The organism is Ferroacidibacillus organovorans (assembly GCF_001516615.1).
In the GTDB taxonomy this organism is placed as follows: Bacteria; Bacillota; Bacilli; order Alicyclobacillales; family SLC66; genus Ferroacidibacillus; species Ferroacidibacillus ferrooxidans_B.
On the sequence record NZ_LPVJ01000071.1, the window covers coordinates 81,680 to 95,897 of the forward strand.

Annotated in this window: 12 protein-coding genes; 7 read left to right on the forward strand and 5 right to left on the reverse strand. The window is 51.7% G+C overall.

Going from position 1 to position 14,218, the window contains the following annotated elements; all coding sequences use genetic code 11:
- Positions 1-36: 36 nt before the first annotated feature.
- The gene (locus tag ATW55_RS15150) at positions 37-993 is read right to left on the reverse strand and encodes an aldo/keto reductase family protein (RefSeq protein WP_067720337.1); all 957 of its coding nucleotides are present in this window, start codon (positions 991-993) and stop codon (positions 37-39) included.
- Between the two features lie 219 nt (positions 994-1,212).
- Here ATW55_RS15150 and ATW55_RS15155 point away from each other — a divergent pair, with 219 nt between their 5' ends.
- From ATW55_RS15155 to ATW55_RS15170, 4 genes are all read left to right on the forward strand, one after another.
- The gene (locus tag ATW55_RS15155; RefSeq protein WP_067720000.1) at positions 1,213-4,383 is read left to right on the forward strand and encodes an EAL domain-containing protein; all 3,171 of its coding nucleotides are present in this window, start codon (positions 1,213-1,215) and stop codon (positions 4,381-4,383) included.
- A 64-nt stretch (positions 4,384-4,447) separates the two neighbouring features.
- On the forward strand, positions 4,448-6,040 hold the full coding sequence (locus tag ATW55_RS15160) for a peptide chain release factor 3 (RefSeq protein WP_067720003.1): 1,593 nt from the start codon (positions 4,448-4,450) through the stop codon (positions 6,038-6,040).
- Between the two features lie 107 nt (positions 6,041-6,147).
- Positions 6,148-6,759, forward strand: a complete 612-nt coding sequence (locus ATW55_RS15165; protein ID WP_067720006.1) for an undecaprenyl-diphosphatase — start codon at positions 6,148-6,150, stop codon at positions 6,757-6,759.
- A gap of 50 nt (positions 6,760-6,809) precedes the next feature.
- Positions 6,810-7,511 (forward strand): TVP38/TMEM64 family protein, encoded by a 702-nt coding sequence (locus tag ATW55_RS15170; RefSeq protein WP_160327272.1) that lies wholly within the window; start codon positions 6,810-6,812, stop codon positions 7,509-7,511.
- Here ATW55_RS15170 and ATW55_RS15175 read toward each other — a convergent pair.
- The 3 genes from ATW55_RS15175 to ATW55_RS15185 form a co-directional block, all read right to left on the reverse strand.
- On the reverse strand, positions 7,506-8,903 hold the full coding sequence (locus tag ATW55_RS15175; protein ID WP_235587165.1) for an HD domain-containing phosphohydrolase: 1,398 nt from the start codon (positions 8,901-8,903) through the stop codon (positions 7,506-7,508). The two genes, ATW55_RS15170 and ATW55_RS15175, sit on opposite strands and share 6 nt — an antisense overlap.
- 196 nt (positions 8,904-9,099) lie before the next feature.
- Complete coding sequence (locus ATW55_RS15180) at positions 9,100-9,792, reverse strand: LrgB family protein (RefSeq protein ID WP_067720012.1); 693 nt, start codon at positions 9,790-9,792, stop codon at positions 9,100-9,102.
- On the reverse strand, positions 9,789-10,166 hold the full coding sequence (locus ATW55_RS15185) for a CidA/LrgA family protein (protein ID WP_235587166.1): 378 nt from the start codon (positions 10,164-10,166) through the stop codon (positions 9,789-9,791). The genes ATW55_RS15180 and ATW55_RS15185 overlap by 4 nt, the downstream gene beginning before the upstream one ends.
- Positions 10,167-10,293: 127 nt before the next feature.
- On the opposite strand from ATW55_RS15185, the gene ATW55_RS15190 reads away from it, so the two are divergent.
- Entirely contained in the window at positions 10,294-11,181 is an 888-nt protein-coding gene (locus ATW55_RS15190) for a LysR family transcriptional regulator (protein ID WP_067720015.1), read from the forward strand.
- Positions 11,182-11,192: 11 nt separating this feature from the next.
- Positions 11,193-12,422: a cytochrome P450 gene (locus ATW55_RS15195; protein WP_067720018.1), complete on the forward strand. Its 1,230-nt coding sequence runs from the start codon at positions 11,193-11,195 to the stop codon at positions 12,420-12,422.
- Here the strand turns inward: ATW55_RS15195 and ATW55_RS16415 are convergent.
- The gene (locus ATW55_RS16415; protein WP_160327273.1) at positions 12,412-12,582 is read right to left on the reverse strand and encodes a hypothetical protein; all 171 of its coding nucleotides are present in this window, start codon (positions 12,580-12,582) and stop codon (positions 12,412-12,414) included. The two genes, ATW55_RS15195 and ATW55_RS16415, sit on opposite strands and share 11 nt — an antisense overlap.
- A 215-nt stretch (positions 12,583-12,797) precedes the next feature.
- Here ATW55_RS16415 and ATW55_RS15200 point away from each other — a divergent pair, with 215 nt between their 5' ends.
- Positions 12,798-14,144 carry a glycosyltransferase 87 family protein gene (locus ATW55_RS15200; RefSeq protein ID WP_067720021.1) on the forward strand — a complete coding sequence of 449 codons (1,347 nt, stop codon included), beginning with the start codon at positions 12,798-12,800 and terminating at the stop codon, positions 14,142-14,144.
- The last annotated feature ends 74 nt before the right edge of the window (positions 14,145-14,218 follow it).

A 14,218-nucleotide genomic window follows, 5' to 3' on the forward strand; every position in this document is an offset into this window, starting at 1 on the left:
CGAAAGGCGCGGCTCGCTTTGCTGCGGATCGTGTCGTTAAGGGCGATTGGCGAGAATTGTTTCGATGTCGCTCAGGTCTTGTTCATTCAACTGCACGTGGATTGCCTTGACATTTTCCTCGACCTGTTCAGGGCGCGACGCGCCGATGATCGCAGAAGATACATTGGGCTGGCGCAAGATCCAGGCAATCGCCAATTGTGCAAGTGTACACTCTTTTCGCTCTGCAATCGCGCGCAATTGTTCGACCTTCTTTAGGTTCTCCTCTGTCAGCAGGCGCGAGATAATCTGCGACGTGTCTTTGTTCGCGGCGCGGGAACCTTCAGGCACGTTTGCGTTTGGCCGATATTTGCCAGTCAGTACACCTTGTGCAAGCGGCGACCAAACCACCTGGCCGATCCCTTCGCGTTCGCACAGCGGAATGACATCTGACTCAATCGCGCGCGCGAGCATGCTGTACTGCGGTTGGTTGGAGACGATACGGTCATAGAGACGTTTGTCTGCGAGGTGAAGCGCGTCGTTTATTTGTACGGCGCTCCACTCACTGACGCCCGCATAGAGAATTTTCCCCTGACGGATGAGATCATCGATCGCACGCAGTGTCTCATCAAGCGGTGTCTCAACGTCATAGCGGTGGCATTGCCACAAATCGATGTATTCGACGTTCAGGCGTTTTAGGGAAGCGTGCACCTGCTCCGTGATATGTTTGCGGGAGAGTCCGCGATCGTTCGGTCCATCGCCCATTGGCCAGAATCCTTTGGTCGCCAGGACATACGAGTCGCGCGGATAGTTTGCGAGCGCTTTGCCAACCACTTTTTCGGCCTCGCCGCGACGATAGACGTTTGCCGTGTCAAAGAAGTTGATCCCCAGTTCGTAGGCGCGGTTGATGCAGGCCGTTGCAGAATTGTCTTCGACCGTACCGCCGTATGTAAGCCAAGAACCGAGGCTCACTTCACTGACCTTGACGCCAGACTTGCCCAATCTACGATACTTCATCGCTTCCATGCGATCCCTCCTCATAGGATTAGCATAGCAAAGGAGCAGGAGATTTGCTATGCAGTGGCGCGCAAGGAAACGTGTTTTCCCAAAGTGACGGCTTATAGAATCTATGGTATCCTTTTCTATAAAGGTAGCGATATATGAACACAGCGTCTATAGCCTCGGCACGGCCTATGATTGTCCTACGCAGCATGATTGAATCTAGGGGATACGACAATGTCTACGCATCCAAACGCAAACGCATTATCTGAAAATTTACATCTTCTTATATTGGATGAAAAGGAATTGGAAGCCGTCAGGAAGTACGGAGGGGTGTTGGCGGATCGCGCTGACACCTTTAGCCAGAAGATCTACGAATACCTCATGCGTCAACCCGATATGGCGATGATTTTGGATGCTTTCGACAGAGCCGAGATTGAGCAGTTGATCGTATGCCACTATCGATCCATGGTAACGTCCGAACTCGATGGTGCACTACGAAAAGAACTTTATCAAATTGGGCAATTGCACAGTAATGTTGGGGTGCCGATTCGTTGGGTTGTCGCGACGTTTGGCTTGCTCGCCGTAGATTTGGAAATGGGTGTAAATGAATTGTCTTTGCTTGATGAAAGTGAGCGAGGCACGTTAAAAAATGCCGTATCAAAGCGCATTCAAAACAATGTTTTTTGGCAATTAGAAGGGTACGGTGAGGCAGAGCGTCGCGAGGTGGACTTACAGCGGTCGTTTTACATGCTGCTCGCAGACGCCAATCGCTTGTTTGCAACAGCGTTGACGGAACCTGACAAATGGGTATTTCAACAACTTTGCGAATTGATCGCAAAGCATATGCGCATGCGCTGCGTATGGATCGGAACGGTTTTGGGTCCAGAGTCTTTTGTGACATTCCAGGCGGTTGCAGGAGAACTCTCCGAGTTGATCAAGGACTTGAAGATCAGCACAGATCCGAACCTTCCGGAAGGACGCGGACCAGTGGGTCGATCGCTTGTTACGATGCGTCCATGTTTGGTGGAATCCCCACAGAGTGATGAGTCGTTTCTCGCTTGGGACCATCTCATGAAATATTACGGATTGGCAGGCGGAATTGCATCCATTCCAATTCACTTGCCAAATGGTGAAAAAGCGGTGATTGGGCTACACCAAGACACGAATTGTCCTTTTCCTGCGGGCTGCCTCGAGGCGATGGAGAGCCTGGCGAGTGATGTTCGCTTTTTTTTCGAGCGCCGGCATGACTTGTACGCATTGGGACGCTTGAGAGGTTACCAGCGCGCGCTCTCCATGATCCAGCAGTTTCTCTTGGAGGAACCGGAGTCGCAGCAACTTTTTGACTCCGTGGTTGATTGTGTGATTCGAGAGACAGACGCGCACACCTGTTACATCATGATGCCTGATGAACACAAGGCCAATCTGCGCACGGTGGCGGTGGCCTCGCTGCGTGAAGCGGATCGTGAGCAGGCGTGGAATACGTTGGCTTCAATCCATGAATCGGACATCCCGGAAGGCCACTATGTGGCGAGTCGCGTTTTTCGCAGCGGACAAGCGATGATCCTTGAAAATCCAGTAGATGATGTTTATTTGCAGCAGATTTGGAGAGCCAACACCGTTTTGGAAAAGTCAAGGAGTGTCGGTGCGTGGCCGATCTTTGAGGATGGGGATACGGATCCCGTCGCGATACTGGTCATCGCGAGCGTTGAAGTCGATTACTTTTCCAAAGAGCTCTGTCTTCTGCTTGACCAGGTTGCAAAGAATGTCCAGATCGGCAAGCGCCACCTTAAAACGATTCAAGAGATTCGCCGCATCAGCTTGACAGACTCCTTGACAGGCTTGCCGAATCGCTCTGCGTTCAAAGAGGCGACACGCGCGTCGATCGCCATGGCGAGCGTTTCCAAACTGCGTGTTGCCGTGGGCATTCTTGATCTTGATGGATTCAAGGAGTGCAATGACACGCTTGGCCATCAGGCGGGGGATCGTCTTTTAAAGGATGTCGCACAATGTTTGCAGTCTGTGATGCCATCTGACGATGCGCTGTGTCGGCTGGGTGGAGACGAGTTTGGATTTCAGATTCCTCTGGATCACGAGCGGCAGTTGGATGTGATTGGCGAGCACATCCTAGAAGCCGTATCGTCAATGAATCATCGGATTGGGCAGGTGACAGGAAGTCTTGGCTGGGCTGTTTATCCAAACGACGGCTTGACCTATGCGACACTCCTTGCAAATGCGGACCAGGCGCTTTACGCGGCGAAAGAGGGCGGCCGCAACCAAGCCTGTCAGTACCGCGGCCGCGTAGCCAACGAGGCGAGTCGCAGGCAGCGCGTGCGCCATCGCTTTGAAGAAGCGCTGCGCTCTGGCGCCATTCACTATTTCTTGCAACCTCAGTATTGCAGTGTGTCAAAAAGGGTTGAAGGCGCGGAAATGCTCGTTCGCTGGTTTGATGAGGGGACGTGGCTTTCGCCAGGGGAATTTATGCCGGAAGTGGAACGCAATCCGCAACTGATCCGGATGCTTGGGTGTCACGCTGTTTCAGAAGCGGTTCGCATCCGGGAACTGCTGCACGAGATTGATCCGACAGTGAAGATTTCACTCAACATTGGAGCGAACCACTTTTTACATCCTGAGTTTCTGCAAGATATGAAGGTTTCACTGGACGGCTGCTGTGCCAAAGGACTCGTGTTAGAAATTACGGAATCGTCTGCTTTAGCCGATCTTGATCGCGCATCACAGATCATTCTCGGCCTCAAAGCGCTGGGATTTGCGGTTTCCCTGGATGACTTTGGGACAGGGTACTCTTCCCTTAGCCATGCAGCCTACCTGCCCGTAGATGAACTGAAGCTTGATCGCAAATTTATCCAGCGCTTTCGTTCAGACCCGAATGTGTTTTCAGTCGCCGGTTCGATGATCATGCTTTCGCGGCTGTCAGGCAGACACTTGATCGCGGAGGGAATTGAGGAAGAGATCGACCTTCGCCTCTGGGCGAGCATGGGTGGACAGCGCGTTCAAGGGTATATCTTATCGCCGCCGATTCAAGAGGACGTGTTTTTGGAGAAACTCCGCAGCGTGACGTGGGAGCGGCTTTCTTTTCCGAAAGCATACCCTATCGAGGATTTGGCTCTCTTAGGTTATGCCTTCTTAGATTCGGAAGGGTTTCAGCGGTTTATGGCGGAGCATGCCCACTCGGGTTTTTGTCCGCTTTCGGAATGGTTTCAGGCGCGAGAATCGACGTATCGCCATCTCTCCACTTTTCAGGTGTCACATAAAATTTACCGCGAGGCGAAGATGAAACTGCCGCACCTGCTTGAACGGCTGCCGGCACAGTGGATCGAAGATGTGGAGCCGCTTCGGGTATCGGTAACAGAACTGTGTGACGAGATTGGGCGCATGGTACAATCATAAGATGGTGTGCCACACGAATGACGATTTGAATCGATGCTCGGATGGTAATGAAAGGATTTGCGTGATGACGGAACAAATGGCAGCACTCAAAAAAGAGATTGAAAAGCGTAGGACGTTTGCGATCATCTCGCATCCTGACGCGGGAAAAACGACACTTACAGAAAAACTTTTACTATTTGGCGGCGCGATTCGCGAGGCAGGCAGCATCAAGGGTAGGAAGGCGAGTCGCCACGCGACGTCTGACTGGATGGAGATTGAGCGAAAGCGCGGAATTTCAGTGACTTCCACGGTGCTTCAGTTTCAATATGAAGGGTATCATGTCAACCTGCTTGATACACCTGGACACCAAGACTTTAGCGATGATACCTACCGGACATTGGTGGCCGCAGACAGCGCTGTCATGTTGATTGACGCCGCAAAAGGCGTGGAGCCGCAAACGATTAAACTGTTTGAGGTTTGCCGGATGCGCGGAATCCCCATTTTCACGTTTATCAATAAACTGGATCGTGAGAGTCGAGATCCTTTTGAATTGCTCAAGGAACTGGAAGATGTACTTGGCATCCACTCTTATCCGATGAATTGGCCCGTCGGTTCCGGCGCCCATTTTCGCGGAATCTTCGATCGGCGCCGCACGGTTTTCGAACAATACGATGGGCGGGAACAAAAGGTCACAAGAACACCGCTGACTGGGGTTGAAGACGAGCGTCTGCGGGAGCGAATCGGTGATGAACCCTACCAAAAGCTGATGGAGGAGATCACGTTACTCGATGTGGCAGGTGATTCGTTTGACGAGTCTGCCGTACAACAGGGACAGCTTACGCCTGTATTTTTTGGGAGCGCCATCTCGAATTTTGGTGTGGAAACTTTTTTGCGTCAATTTTTGGAATTGGCGCCAACACCTGTCGCCCGCCCCACGAGTGAGGGCCTGCTTTGTCCCGAGACGCCGACTTTTGCGGGCTTTGTATTTAAGATTCAAGCGAATATGAACCCGGCACATCGCGATCGGGTTGCGTTTGTGCGCGTTTGTGCGGGACGTTTTTCACGGGGGATGAATGTTGCCCATCCACGCACGGGCAAGCGTATCAACCTCTCTTCTCCGCAGCAGTTTTTCGCCCAAGACCGCTCCATTGTGGAAGAGGCCTATCCTGGCGACATTATCGGTATCTTTGATCCGGGTATTTTTCGCATCGGCGACACGCTGATCGAGTCGGGATCTCTCACCTTTGAAGGCCTTCCGCAATTCTCACCTGAGCATTTCGCGCGCGTGACGCTCACGGATACGGGGAAGTATAAGCAGTACAACAAAGGACTTGCGCAACTGACTGAAGAAGGTACGGTGCAGCTGTTTCGCGTCGCCAACCGTACAGAGGACCTGATTCTTGGCGTGGTGGGCGTACTGCAGTTTGAGGTGTTGGAGTATCGTTTAAAGGCGGAGTACGGTGTAACGGTGTCGCTGACCCGTCTTCCGTATCAACTCGCACGCTGGATTGTGAGTGACCGTGCAGACGAACTCTTGTTTGATCGCTCGTCGTGTCTTTTGGTCAAAGATCAGGATGAGCGGTTTGTGATGCTGTTTCCTAATGAGTTTGCCACCCGTTGGGTGCTTGAACGAAATGACGGGGTCACCCTGCACAGCACATCCAATGCGCTGACGTGATTCCTTTTTCGAAAATAATCTCTTGATTGAACCTAACGGCTCAACCTCTCGTCTTTTCTAGGACTGGAAATGTTCTAGAAATACGATGTGGGATGGAGTGAGTCAATGTGAATCCATTTGACGTTACGGTGTTTCACGCTGTAAATAACATCGCGGGTCATCAGCCCGTTCTGGATGCGGTTATGATCTTTTTTGCAACAGGCGCCCCGTATCTGTATGGTGCGCTTTTTATCATCGGGTGGTTTGTCTTGCCAAAGGCGGATCGCGATCGTCGGCATGGCCTTGTAGTGAGTGCGTTGTCCGGGGTGCTCGCGCTGGTGATCAACGTACTGATCGGACATGCATTTTATAGGCCGCGGCCCTTTGTGGCATTGCCGCAAGGTACATTTCACCAACTCATTCCACATGTTGCGGACTCTTCTTTTCCAAGCGATCACGCGGCGGGCAGTTTTGGCTTCGCATTTGGTGTGCAAAAGTATGGACCGCGCATCTATCGCTACCTGTTCATGGTCGTCGCCATCATCGTGTCCATTGCTCGTGTCTATGTTGGTGTGCACTGGCCGACAGACGTCATTGCGGGATTTTTCGTAGGACTCATCTCAAGCCTTGTCATCCGTCGTTTTGAGAAGTATGTACGCCCTCTCACAGATTGGATGATGCGTTTGTTTCGCATGGGAGGGACTTTTCACAGCGCGGGAGACTACGGTACGCGGCAATGATGCGTATGGAGTTGATCCGTGAAATGTCGGAAAAGGAGCAAACGCCCGGTATGACTCACATCGTGCAGCGCTCGCTTCGAAATCTGTTGCAAAAGCGTCGTACACTCTGGCTGGGAACCTTTTTTAGCGTAATTGCCATTTTTTCGGTTGTCGCTTTTTATCTCGCAGACCGCAGTGGTGAACTTTCACTGTGGATTCGCAGTGCCGGCCCGTTTGGCGTCTTTCTTGCGATTGGGCTAATGGCGCTCTGGTGCGTCACTCCCGTACCGTCAGAAGGGTTACTCCTCGTGTTTTTGCGGATCTACGGACTCTTGTGCGGGCTCATCTATGCGTGGATCGGTTTCATGATCAGCACGATGATGGTGTACTGGATTGCGCGAAGTATGCAGGCTCTTAAGAGCGATCAGAAAAAACAGGTCCCTTTGACGTTTCGCGCTACAATGGCCTTTATCGAGGCGTCTGGAAGCGTGGGACTGTTAATGGCGCGATTGTTGCCTGTTCCAGCTGTCGTTTTTAATTACGCCGCAGGACTGCTTCCTTCGATTTCTCTTTTTCCCTATGTCTGGACTGCGGCGGTTTCTATCCTTCCGTACTATTTGATGGCATTGCTGCTTTATGTTGGGGTTTCAACAGGGGTGTGGGGGATTGCTGTTGTCAGTGGCGTTCCCATTCTCTTGGTGCTGTGGATGGGACGAAACGTACGCAAACGACTTGATCAACATAGGGCAGAAAACGAGATGGGGAACTCATGATTGTAGCTTTGTGGCTGCCGTCAGATCAAACATCACTTCTCGCGTCCATCGCGCCTGCGCCCACTCCAGAAACACCTCTGCGTAAAATGGATCCCACTGTATGCCGGCACCTTCCCGCAGGATCTGTAGTGCCGCTTTTTTATCCATGCCCAATCGGTAAGGCCGGTCTGAGGTCATCGCGTCAAACGCGTCTGCCACCGCAATGATGCGTCCGAGTTTTGGGATGTGTTCGCCCGCAAGTCCGTCTGGGTACCCGCGACCGTCATATCGCTCGTGGTGTGAACGGACACCTGGCAAAAGGGGAGCCATCGCTTCTTCAGGCTGCACCTGTTTTAAAATCTCTTCCCCAAGCGCGGGATGCTTCTTTATCTGTTCAAACTCTTCTGAAGTGAGGCGTTCTGGTTTTAGAAGCACATCGTCGCGAACGCCAATCTTTCCAATGTCGTGGAGCAAGGCGCTGCGTTTGACGCGATCGATAAAAAGGGGTGATTCGCCTGTCAGTTCGGCAATTGTACAGGCGTAGTGCGCGACGCGCAGGGAGTGACCGGCCGTGTATGGATCGCGTGCGTCAAGCGCCGTCGCGAGCGTTGCGAAATAGCTTTCAACGAGGCTGGCGTTTACCCGATCCCGCTCAAGCAACCCTTTTCGCATGTGGTTCATTCCGGCGATGAGGCGGGAGAATTCATCGGAAAAAGGGTCGGGCACTGCTTTATCCATTCGCCCCTGCTCAATCTCGCGCAGCGATTTTTGCAAGAGTTCCATAGGTTTTAGGATATTTTTCCAAAGCAAGATCGCACCGAAAATGGAAATTGCGACGCTGACAACGAGAATGAGAACGACCCATTGCCAATAGCCTGCGGCGAACACAGTGTTTTGCTGCGCGAGGCGAATTTCGTTTGCGAGTGTAAAGAGAATCAGAGGAAAGACGCCGAGCAAAACGAGGCTGATGATGAGTTTCATGCGAAGGGAAATGAGAATCCTGCCTTCAAGACTCAAAATGATCCCTCTCTTTGCGCCTGTCTCAATGAGCGTTTCGAGCATTGGTGATACGGCGTCTGCGGCAAGGAAATATTCAATCAATGCGTGCATTGCGGAGACGAGAATGGCACCGACGGCGGCACTCAGCAGATCTGTCGAAGGGAGGTTGAGATCGCCGTGAGCGATGGCCCAAGCAGATAAAGAGAGCGCGGGGATCGAAACGCCAAAGAGGTGAGGACCCATGATGCGAATCACGGTAAGCATGGGCAGTTGGTGTGTGCGAAGGTAGGCCCTCCGAAGTTCTTCTTCGGTACATGATCCGCTCTGCGCACGCCGGAGAGGCATCATTTGGTAGTGATAGACAGGCAATTCTGCGGCAATCATTGAGAGAAAAGATATAAATAGAATTGCCACGATCCATAGGATATCCTGCGCTTGTATATGAAGAGTGGCGAAGATAAACAAGCTTCCGACGCCAAGGACGGCTATCGTGGAGCTGGCGAGATAAGAATGGAGGAGACGACGCGTCAACTGGCGGTATGCTTCACCCATGTCCGTATTATATCAGAGTTTCCTAAGTTTTCCCCCACCCAAAAGTGTGTTTTCTCTATTATTTTGGAGAAACGTTGAAGAGAAATACAGCGATCGGGATCGCAATGGAGGCGACAAATCCTGCGATGATCATGGAGAGGCTTGCGATCGTCCCGATGAGATCGCTAAACTCAAAGGCGCGGGCAGTACCGATTCCGTGCGCGCCCATGCCAAGCAGTGCGCCGATTGAGACACCGTGTCGCAAGCGCAGGAAACGCACGAGTTTTGGGCCGATGAGCGCACCAATGACACCTGTTAAGATGACAAAAATTGCTGTCAAATCAGGCGCGCCACCAACGCGGTTAGAGACAGCCATCGCGATGGGCGTCGTGACGGAGCGTGGCGCCAGGCTGTCCACCATGCGGTTTGACAGATGAAGTTCGCGCGCGAGCGCGATGGTTGAGAGGATTGCTGTGAAAGAGCCTGCCAAAAGCGCGGCGCTCATCTCAGGAGCATGTCGCTTCAATGTGTCCCAGTGTTTGTGCAGCGGCACGGCAAAGGAAACGGTTGCAGGACCTAACAGCGCCGTGTACCAGTGAGAGCCAGTCGACCAGGATGAATACGGAAGATGAACAAAGAGCAGCGTGGCGCTGAGGATTGTAACACTTGTCACCATCGGATTGAGCAGAGCGATTGGCATCACGCGATAGACGTGGCGTGTCGCCAAAAAGACGAGCCAGGTACCGATCAGTCCGAATCCCCACGCGATCATGTGCGCGCCGCCTTTGCGCGAGCGATCCGCTCTGCCACAAAGCCTGTCATGACCATGACAAGCAGTGTGCTCACGCCGATGATCAACAACATCTGCCAGCCGTCTTGTCGAATCAAGGCGCCTTCGTTTACGATGCCGACGGCAGACGGGATAAAAAAGAGCAGGAGCTGTCCGAGGAGAAAGGATGCCCCTTTATCGACGAAGCGCATGGGCAACCAGTTTTGGTGCAGTGCGATAAAGAGAATGGTCATCCCAATGAGACTTCCGGGAATCGGAAGCGCGAGGTGTTTGGCGAGCCATGAACCGCTGAGTGAAAACGCCCAGAGAATTGCGATCTGGAAACTCGTTTGTAGAATGTTCTTGACAGGGGTCACAAGATAACCTCATTCTGGTAGTAATCTTTGGTTGTTTGCTTGTGGTTAGTGTAGCGTGAAAATCATCGAACGTCTAATATATCAATAATGGGTTATTCATATATAATTCGAATCGAGAGGGACGCGTATGGAGTTTCGGCATCTCGAATATTTCATTGCGGTTGCAGAAGAGTTGAATTTTGGAAGGGCGGCTCAGCGATTACAGATGACGCAACCGCCACTCAGCCAGCAGATTCAACAATTAGAGCGCGAACTGGGAGCAGTTTTATTTATCAGGACGCAGCGTCGCGTTGAACTGTCGCCTGCAGGGCGGGTGTTTCTTCCAGAGGCAAGAGCGCTTATAAAACATGCAAAACAGGCAAAGCGGCTTGCGAAGGATGTGGATGCCGGGCGCGCTGGGCGCATTGCGGTGGGGTTTGTGGGCTCAGCAACCTATGATATCTTACCGCTTGCGATTCGTGAATACCGGACTGCCTATCCTGGCGTGGATGTTCATTTGCGAGAACTACCGACGCCAAGCCAAGTGGAGTCGCTTTTGAATCGCGAGATTGATATCGGGTTTATCCGCCCCCCTGTCTCGATGCGCGATCTGCGCGTGGAGACACTCTATCATGATCGCGCAATTCTCGCTGTACCGAAAATGCATCCTTATGCGGATCGCGAAGTAATAAAATTGAAGGAGTTGGGTGAAGAATCATGGGTTCTTCTGGCGCGCAGCACATGGTCGGGGTTTTATGATGACATACTTGCTAAGTGTGCGGATGCCGGGTTTGACCCGAAGATCGAGTTGACGGCCGCAGAGTTTCAAACGGTTTTAGGTGTTGTGGCGGCAGGCCTTGGAATTTCCATCGTACCTTCGTCCGCGTCAATCTTTAAGCGCGAAGATGTTGTGTTTGTCGCGCTTGAAGGGGAAGTTCCGGCGATTGAAATGTCGATTGCCTGGCGCTCTGCAGATTCGTCTGCACAGGTTCAACATTTCATTGAAGTGACACGAAAGATGGCGAGCGTTCGATAAGGAGAGTCCTGATGTCGAAATTGAATTTGACACAATTATTAAAATCGGACGTCTACCGTGAGCATCCCTATGGCACCCTTGAAGAGATGCGTTTGCATCGCCCACGTTATCTGCAAACGCATGAAAACGGCGCGCGCAGCTGGTTTTTTACAACCTACGAAGATGTTTCCTTTGTGCTGAAAGACGCAAGGTTTATCAAAGAGTGGCGAACGCTTTTGCCTGAAGATGAGCGTCTTGCCAATGAGCAGCGTGAGCCTGCGATCTTTCAGTTGTTTCAAAAGTGGATGCTTTTTCGCGATCCACCTGCACATACGCGATTGCGTGGGCTTGTGAACAAAGCGTTTACGCCGCGCATGATCGAATCCCTGCGTCCGCGGATTGAAGCCATCGCGCAGTCGGCGGTCGCGCCGCTGCGTGAAAAGGATCGCTTTGATTGCGTCGCAGAGTACGCCTTTCCGATTCCTGTCGCAGTCATCGCAGAAATGCTTGGCGTTCCGACAGAAGATCGCGAGCTCTTTCGCGAGTGGTCGAAAGTACTAGCGCTTTTTATTGATCTTTCAGATGCGTCGGAGGAGGAACTCGTGCGCGGTGGCGCTGTCGCGCACGATATGATGAACTATTTTTACGATTTGCTAAAAACGAGGAGGAGCGTCCCGCGCGACGATTTGATGAGTGCGATGCTGGCAGCGGATGAGCGGGGCGATCGTCTGTCTGAAGCTGAGTTGGTCGCGACATGCATCCTTATTCTGTTTGCCGGGCATGAGACTACGGTCAATCTCATAAGTAACGCGGTGTATTTGTTATTAAAGAACCCGGATGTACGCCAGGATCTTCTTCAAAATAAGATGATCTTTCCGACGGCCGTCGACGAGTTTTTGCGTGTCGAGAGCCCGGTGCAGTTGACTTCAAGATTTGCCGCGAAAGAACTATGGATCAAAGATGCGCAAATCTTGAGGGGGGACGAAGTCAATGTCTCCTTGGCTGCGGCGAACCGCGATCCTGCACAGTTTGACAATCCAGATGCGATCGATCTGCGTCGCTCGCCAAATCGTCATCTCGCTTTTGCCTCAGGAGCACATTTTTGTATTGGAGCACCCTTGGCTCGCGCAGAGGCTGAGATCGCGCTGCGTGTATTCTTTGAAGAATTGAATGAACTTGAGTGTGTTAATAAGAAGATTTGCTGGAGAGATTCCGCTGTGTTTCGTGGACCGCGTGCACTGCCCCTCGCGATTAGGAGATGATGCGATAAACAATCGAGATTTGTTCAGGGCTGCGTTTCACATCGACAATTTTAATTTGGTTGGAGCGGATTAAGTCCTTGATTTGAGCTAGTGCCTCCGGGTCTGTCTGATTTGCGCGTCGAGCGATAATGACGGTTTTGAATTGATGTGCGTGGATCACAAACCTTCCTCCTCGTGTAATGTAATATAACGCAACGTTTTTAGTCCGTGATTAGTTTGATGTTTCTATTTTGAAAATAGCGTATTAAGGCATGGCCCGTCAAGACAAAAAGCGAAATAGTGGGCTGTCCTTTATAAAAAATTCGATTAATCTATCATATCATGTATGGTAATCTAACGCGTAACGTTTGTTTATATGGAAAGGATGGCTGGTTTTTGGAGACGAAGCGGTTAGCGCGCCGATCAATTTTCATTTGGGCATGTTTCTTCTTCATGGTTCTCTGGATGACATGGCTCATTTTTCGCGTGTCAGGTTGGCCGATCGATTATGAAACGTTTTATCGCGCGGGCAAGGAGGTCCTCGCCAATCGTTCTCCTTATCAGGTCATCGGTGGGGTAGGGTATGGTCCTTATCTTAATGGTCCGCTTTTTGCGCTGATCATGGCGACGTTCGCTCTCGCGCCGCATGTTGTTTCGATTCAACTTTTTCAAGCGGCCAATCTTCTTGCGCTCAGTCTGGCCGCTTGGTTGACAAAGAGCGTGATTGACCGTGTACGGCCTGCCTATTGTGGCTCGTGGTTTTCTGTCGGAATCCTTTTTCTCGCGATGACATCTGTTCGGGAGACATTGCTGCTTGCCCAAGTGGATCTCTTTTCCATGCTTGGCGTGGCACTGTTTCTAAAAGGGTGCACCCTGTGTACGCCTTTTTCGCGCCGTGGATCGATCATGATGTTGATCGGGCTCACCCTCCTCTTTCAGGTCAAACTCTATCTGTGTCTGCCGCTTCTTTTGCTCTTGTTGGTGGATCGGAGAATCGTGGATTTGATTGTATTTGCGGCCACCCAAATGGTTCTTTTTCTCGTGTGCAGTTGGATGGCAAAGACAAATCTTTTCGTAGAGTGGGTGTCACGCCTCCTTCATCGCCAAGCGGCGACCGCCTCAGACAATGGGCAAGCATCGCTCTGGTCGCTGTGGAAGCGATTGCCGCTTCCTCACGGGCTATCCTTTTTCTTTGCCATCGTGTGCTCGCTGGTGATTCTCCTCTTTTTTTTGCACGCGCTTGTCAGAAGCCGTGGAGAGAACTTCGAGGGTTCGGGGAAGCGCGTCTGGCGAGTGGGACTGGCGCTTGCGGCGGGTCTGTTGCTCAGTTCGTTTGCTCACGAAACCGACTTTTCAGTGCTGGCGATTCCTCTCGCGCTGCTCGTGACAGAGGAGCGCGTTTTGCGTAGAAGCCGTACAATGCTCGCGGGTCTCGCGGTGAGTGCAGGCGGATTTGCATTTATCAACCCACTCTTGTTCTTTATCATTCAGGTAATTTCGCTGACCCTGTTCTGGTTTGTGACACGTCGCACACGCGAAGGTGTGACAGATTATCTGCGTTTTATCATCATTACGCTTCTCATTGGTTCACTTAGTGTATCTATTCTTTATCCATTTGGGGTGAGGTGGACCATGTGGTTTGATGAAGGATTGATGATTGTCTACGCATTGATCATCTACACCCAATCGTACCGCAGGCTTCTTCTGGCGTCTTTTTCGCAGTCATCGAATAAGGGATTTTGACTCTTGTCCGCATTTTCAGCCGATGGTATCTTTATACAAGTATCGTCGTTCCAACAGACTTGCAGCGGGTTCGG

Bases quoted from the DNA above. Each gene is read 5' to 3' on its own strand.
- ATW55_RS15150 (WP_067720337.1), bottom strand. From the start codon at position 993: ATGAAGTATCGTAGATTGGGCAAGTCTGGCGTCAAGGTCAGTGAAGTG.
- ATW55_RS15155 (WP_067720000.1), top strand. From the start codon at position 1,213: ATGTCTACGCATCCAAACGCAAACGCATTATCTGAAAATTTACATCTT.
- ATW55_RS15160 (WP_067720003.1), top strand. From the start codon at position 4,448: ATGACGGAACAAATGGCAGCACTCAAAAAAGAGATTGAAAAGCGTAGG.
- ATW55_RS15170 (WP_160327272.1), top strand. From the start codon at position 6,810: ATGACTCACATCGTGCAGCGCTCGCTTCGAAATCTGTTGCAAAAGCGT.
- ATW55_RS15180 (WP_067720012.1), bottom strand. From the start codon at position 9,792: ATGATCGCGTGGGGATTCGGACTGATCGGTACCTGGCTCGTCTTTTTG.
- ATW55_RS15190 (WP_067720015.1), top strand. From the start codon at position 10,294: ATGGAGTTTCGGCATCTCGAATATTTCATTGCGGTTGCAGAAGAGTTG.
- ATW55_RS15195 (WP_067720018.1), top strand. From the start codon at position 11,193: ATGTCGAAATTGAATTTGACACAATTATTAAAATCGGACGTCTACCGT.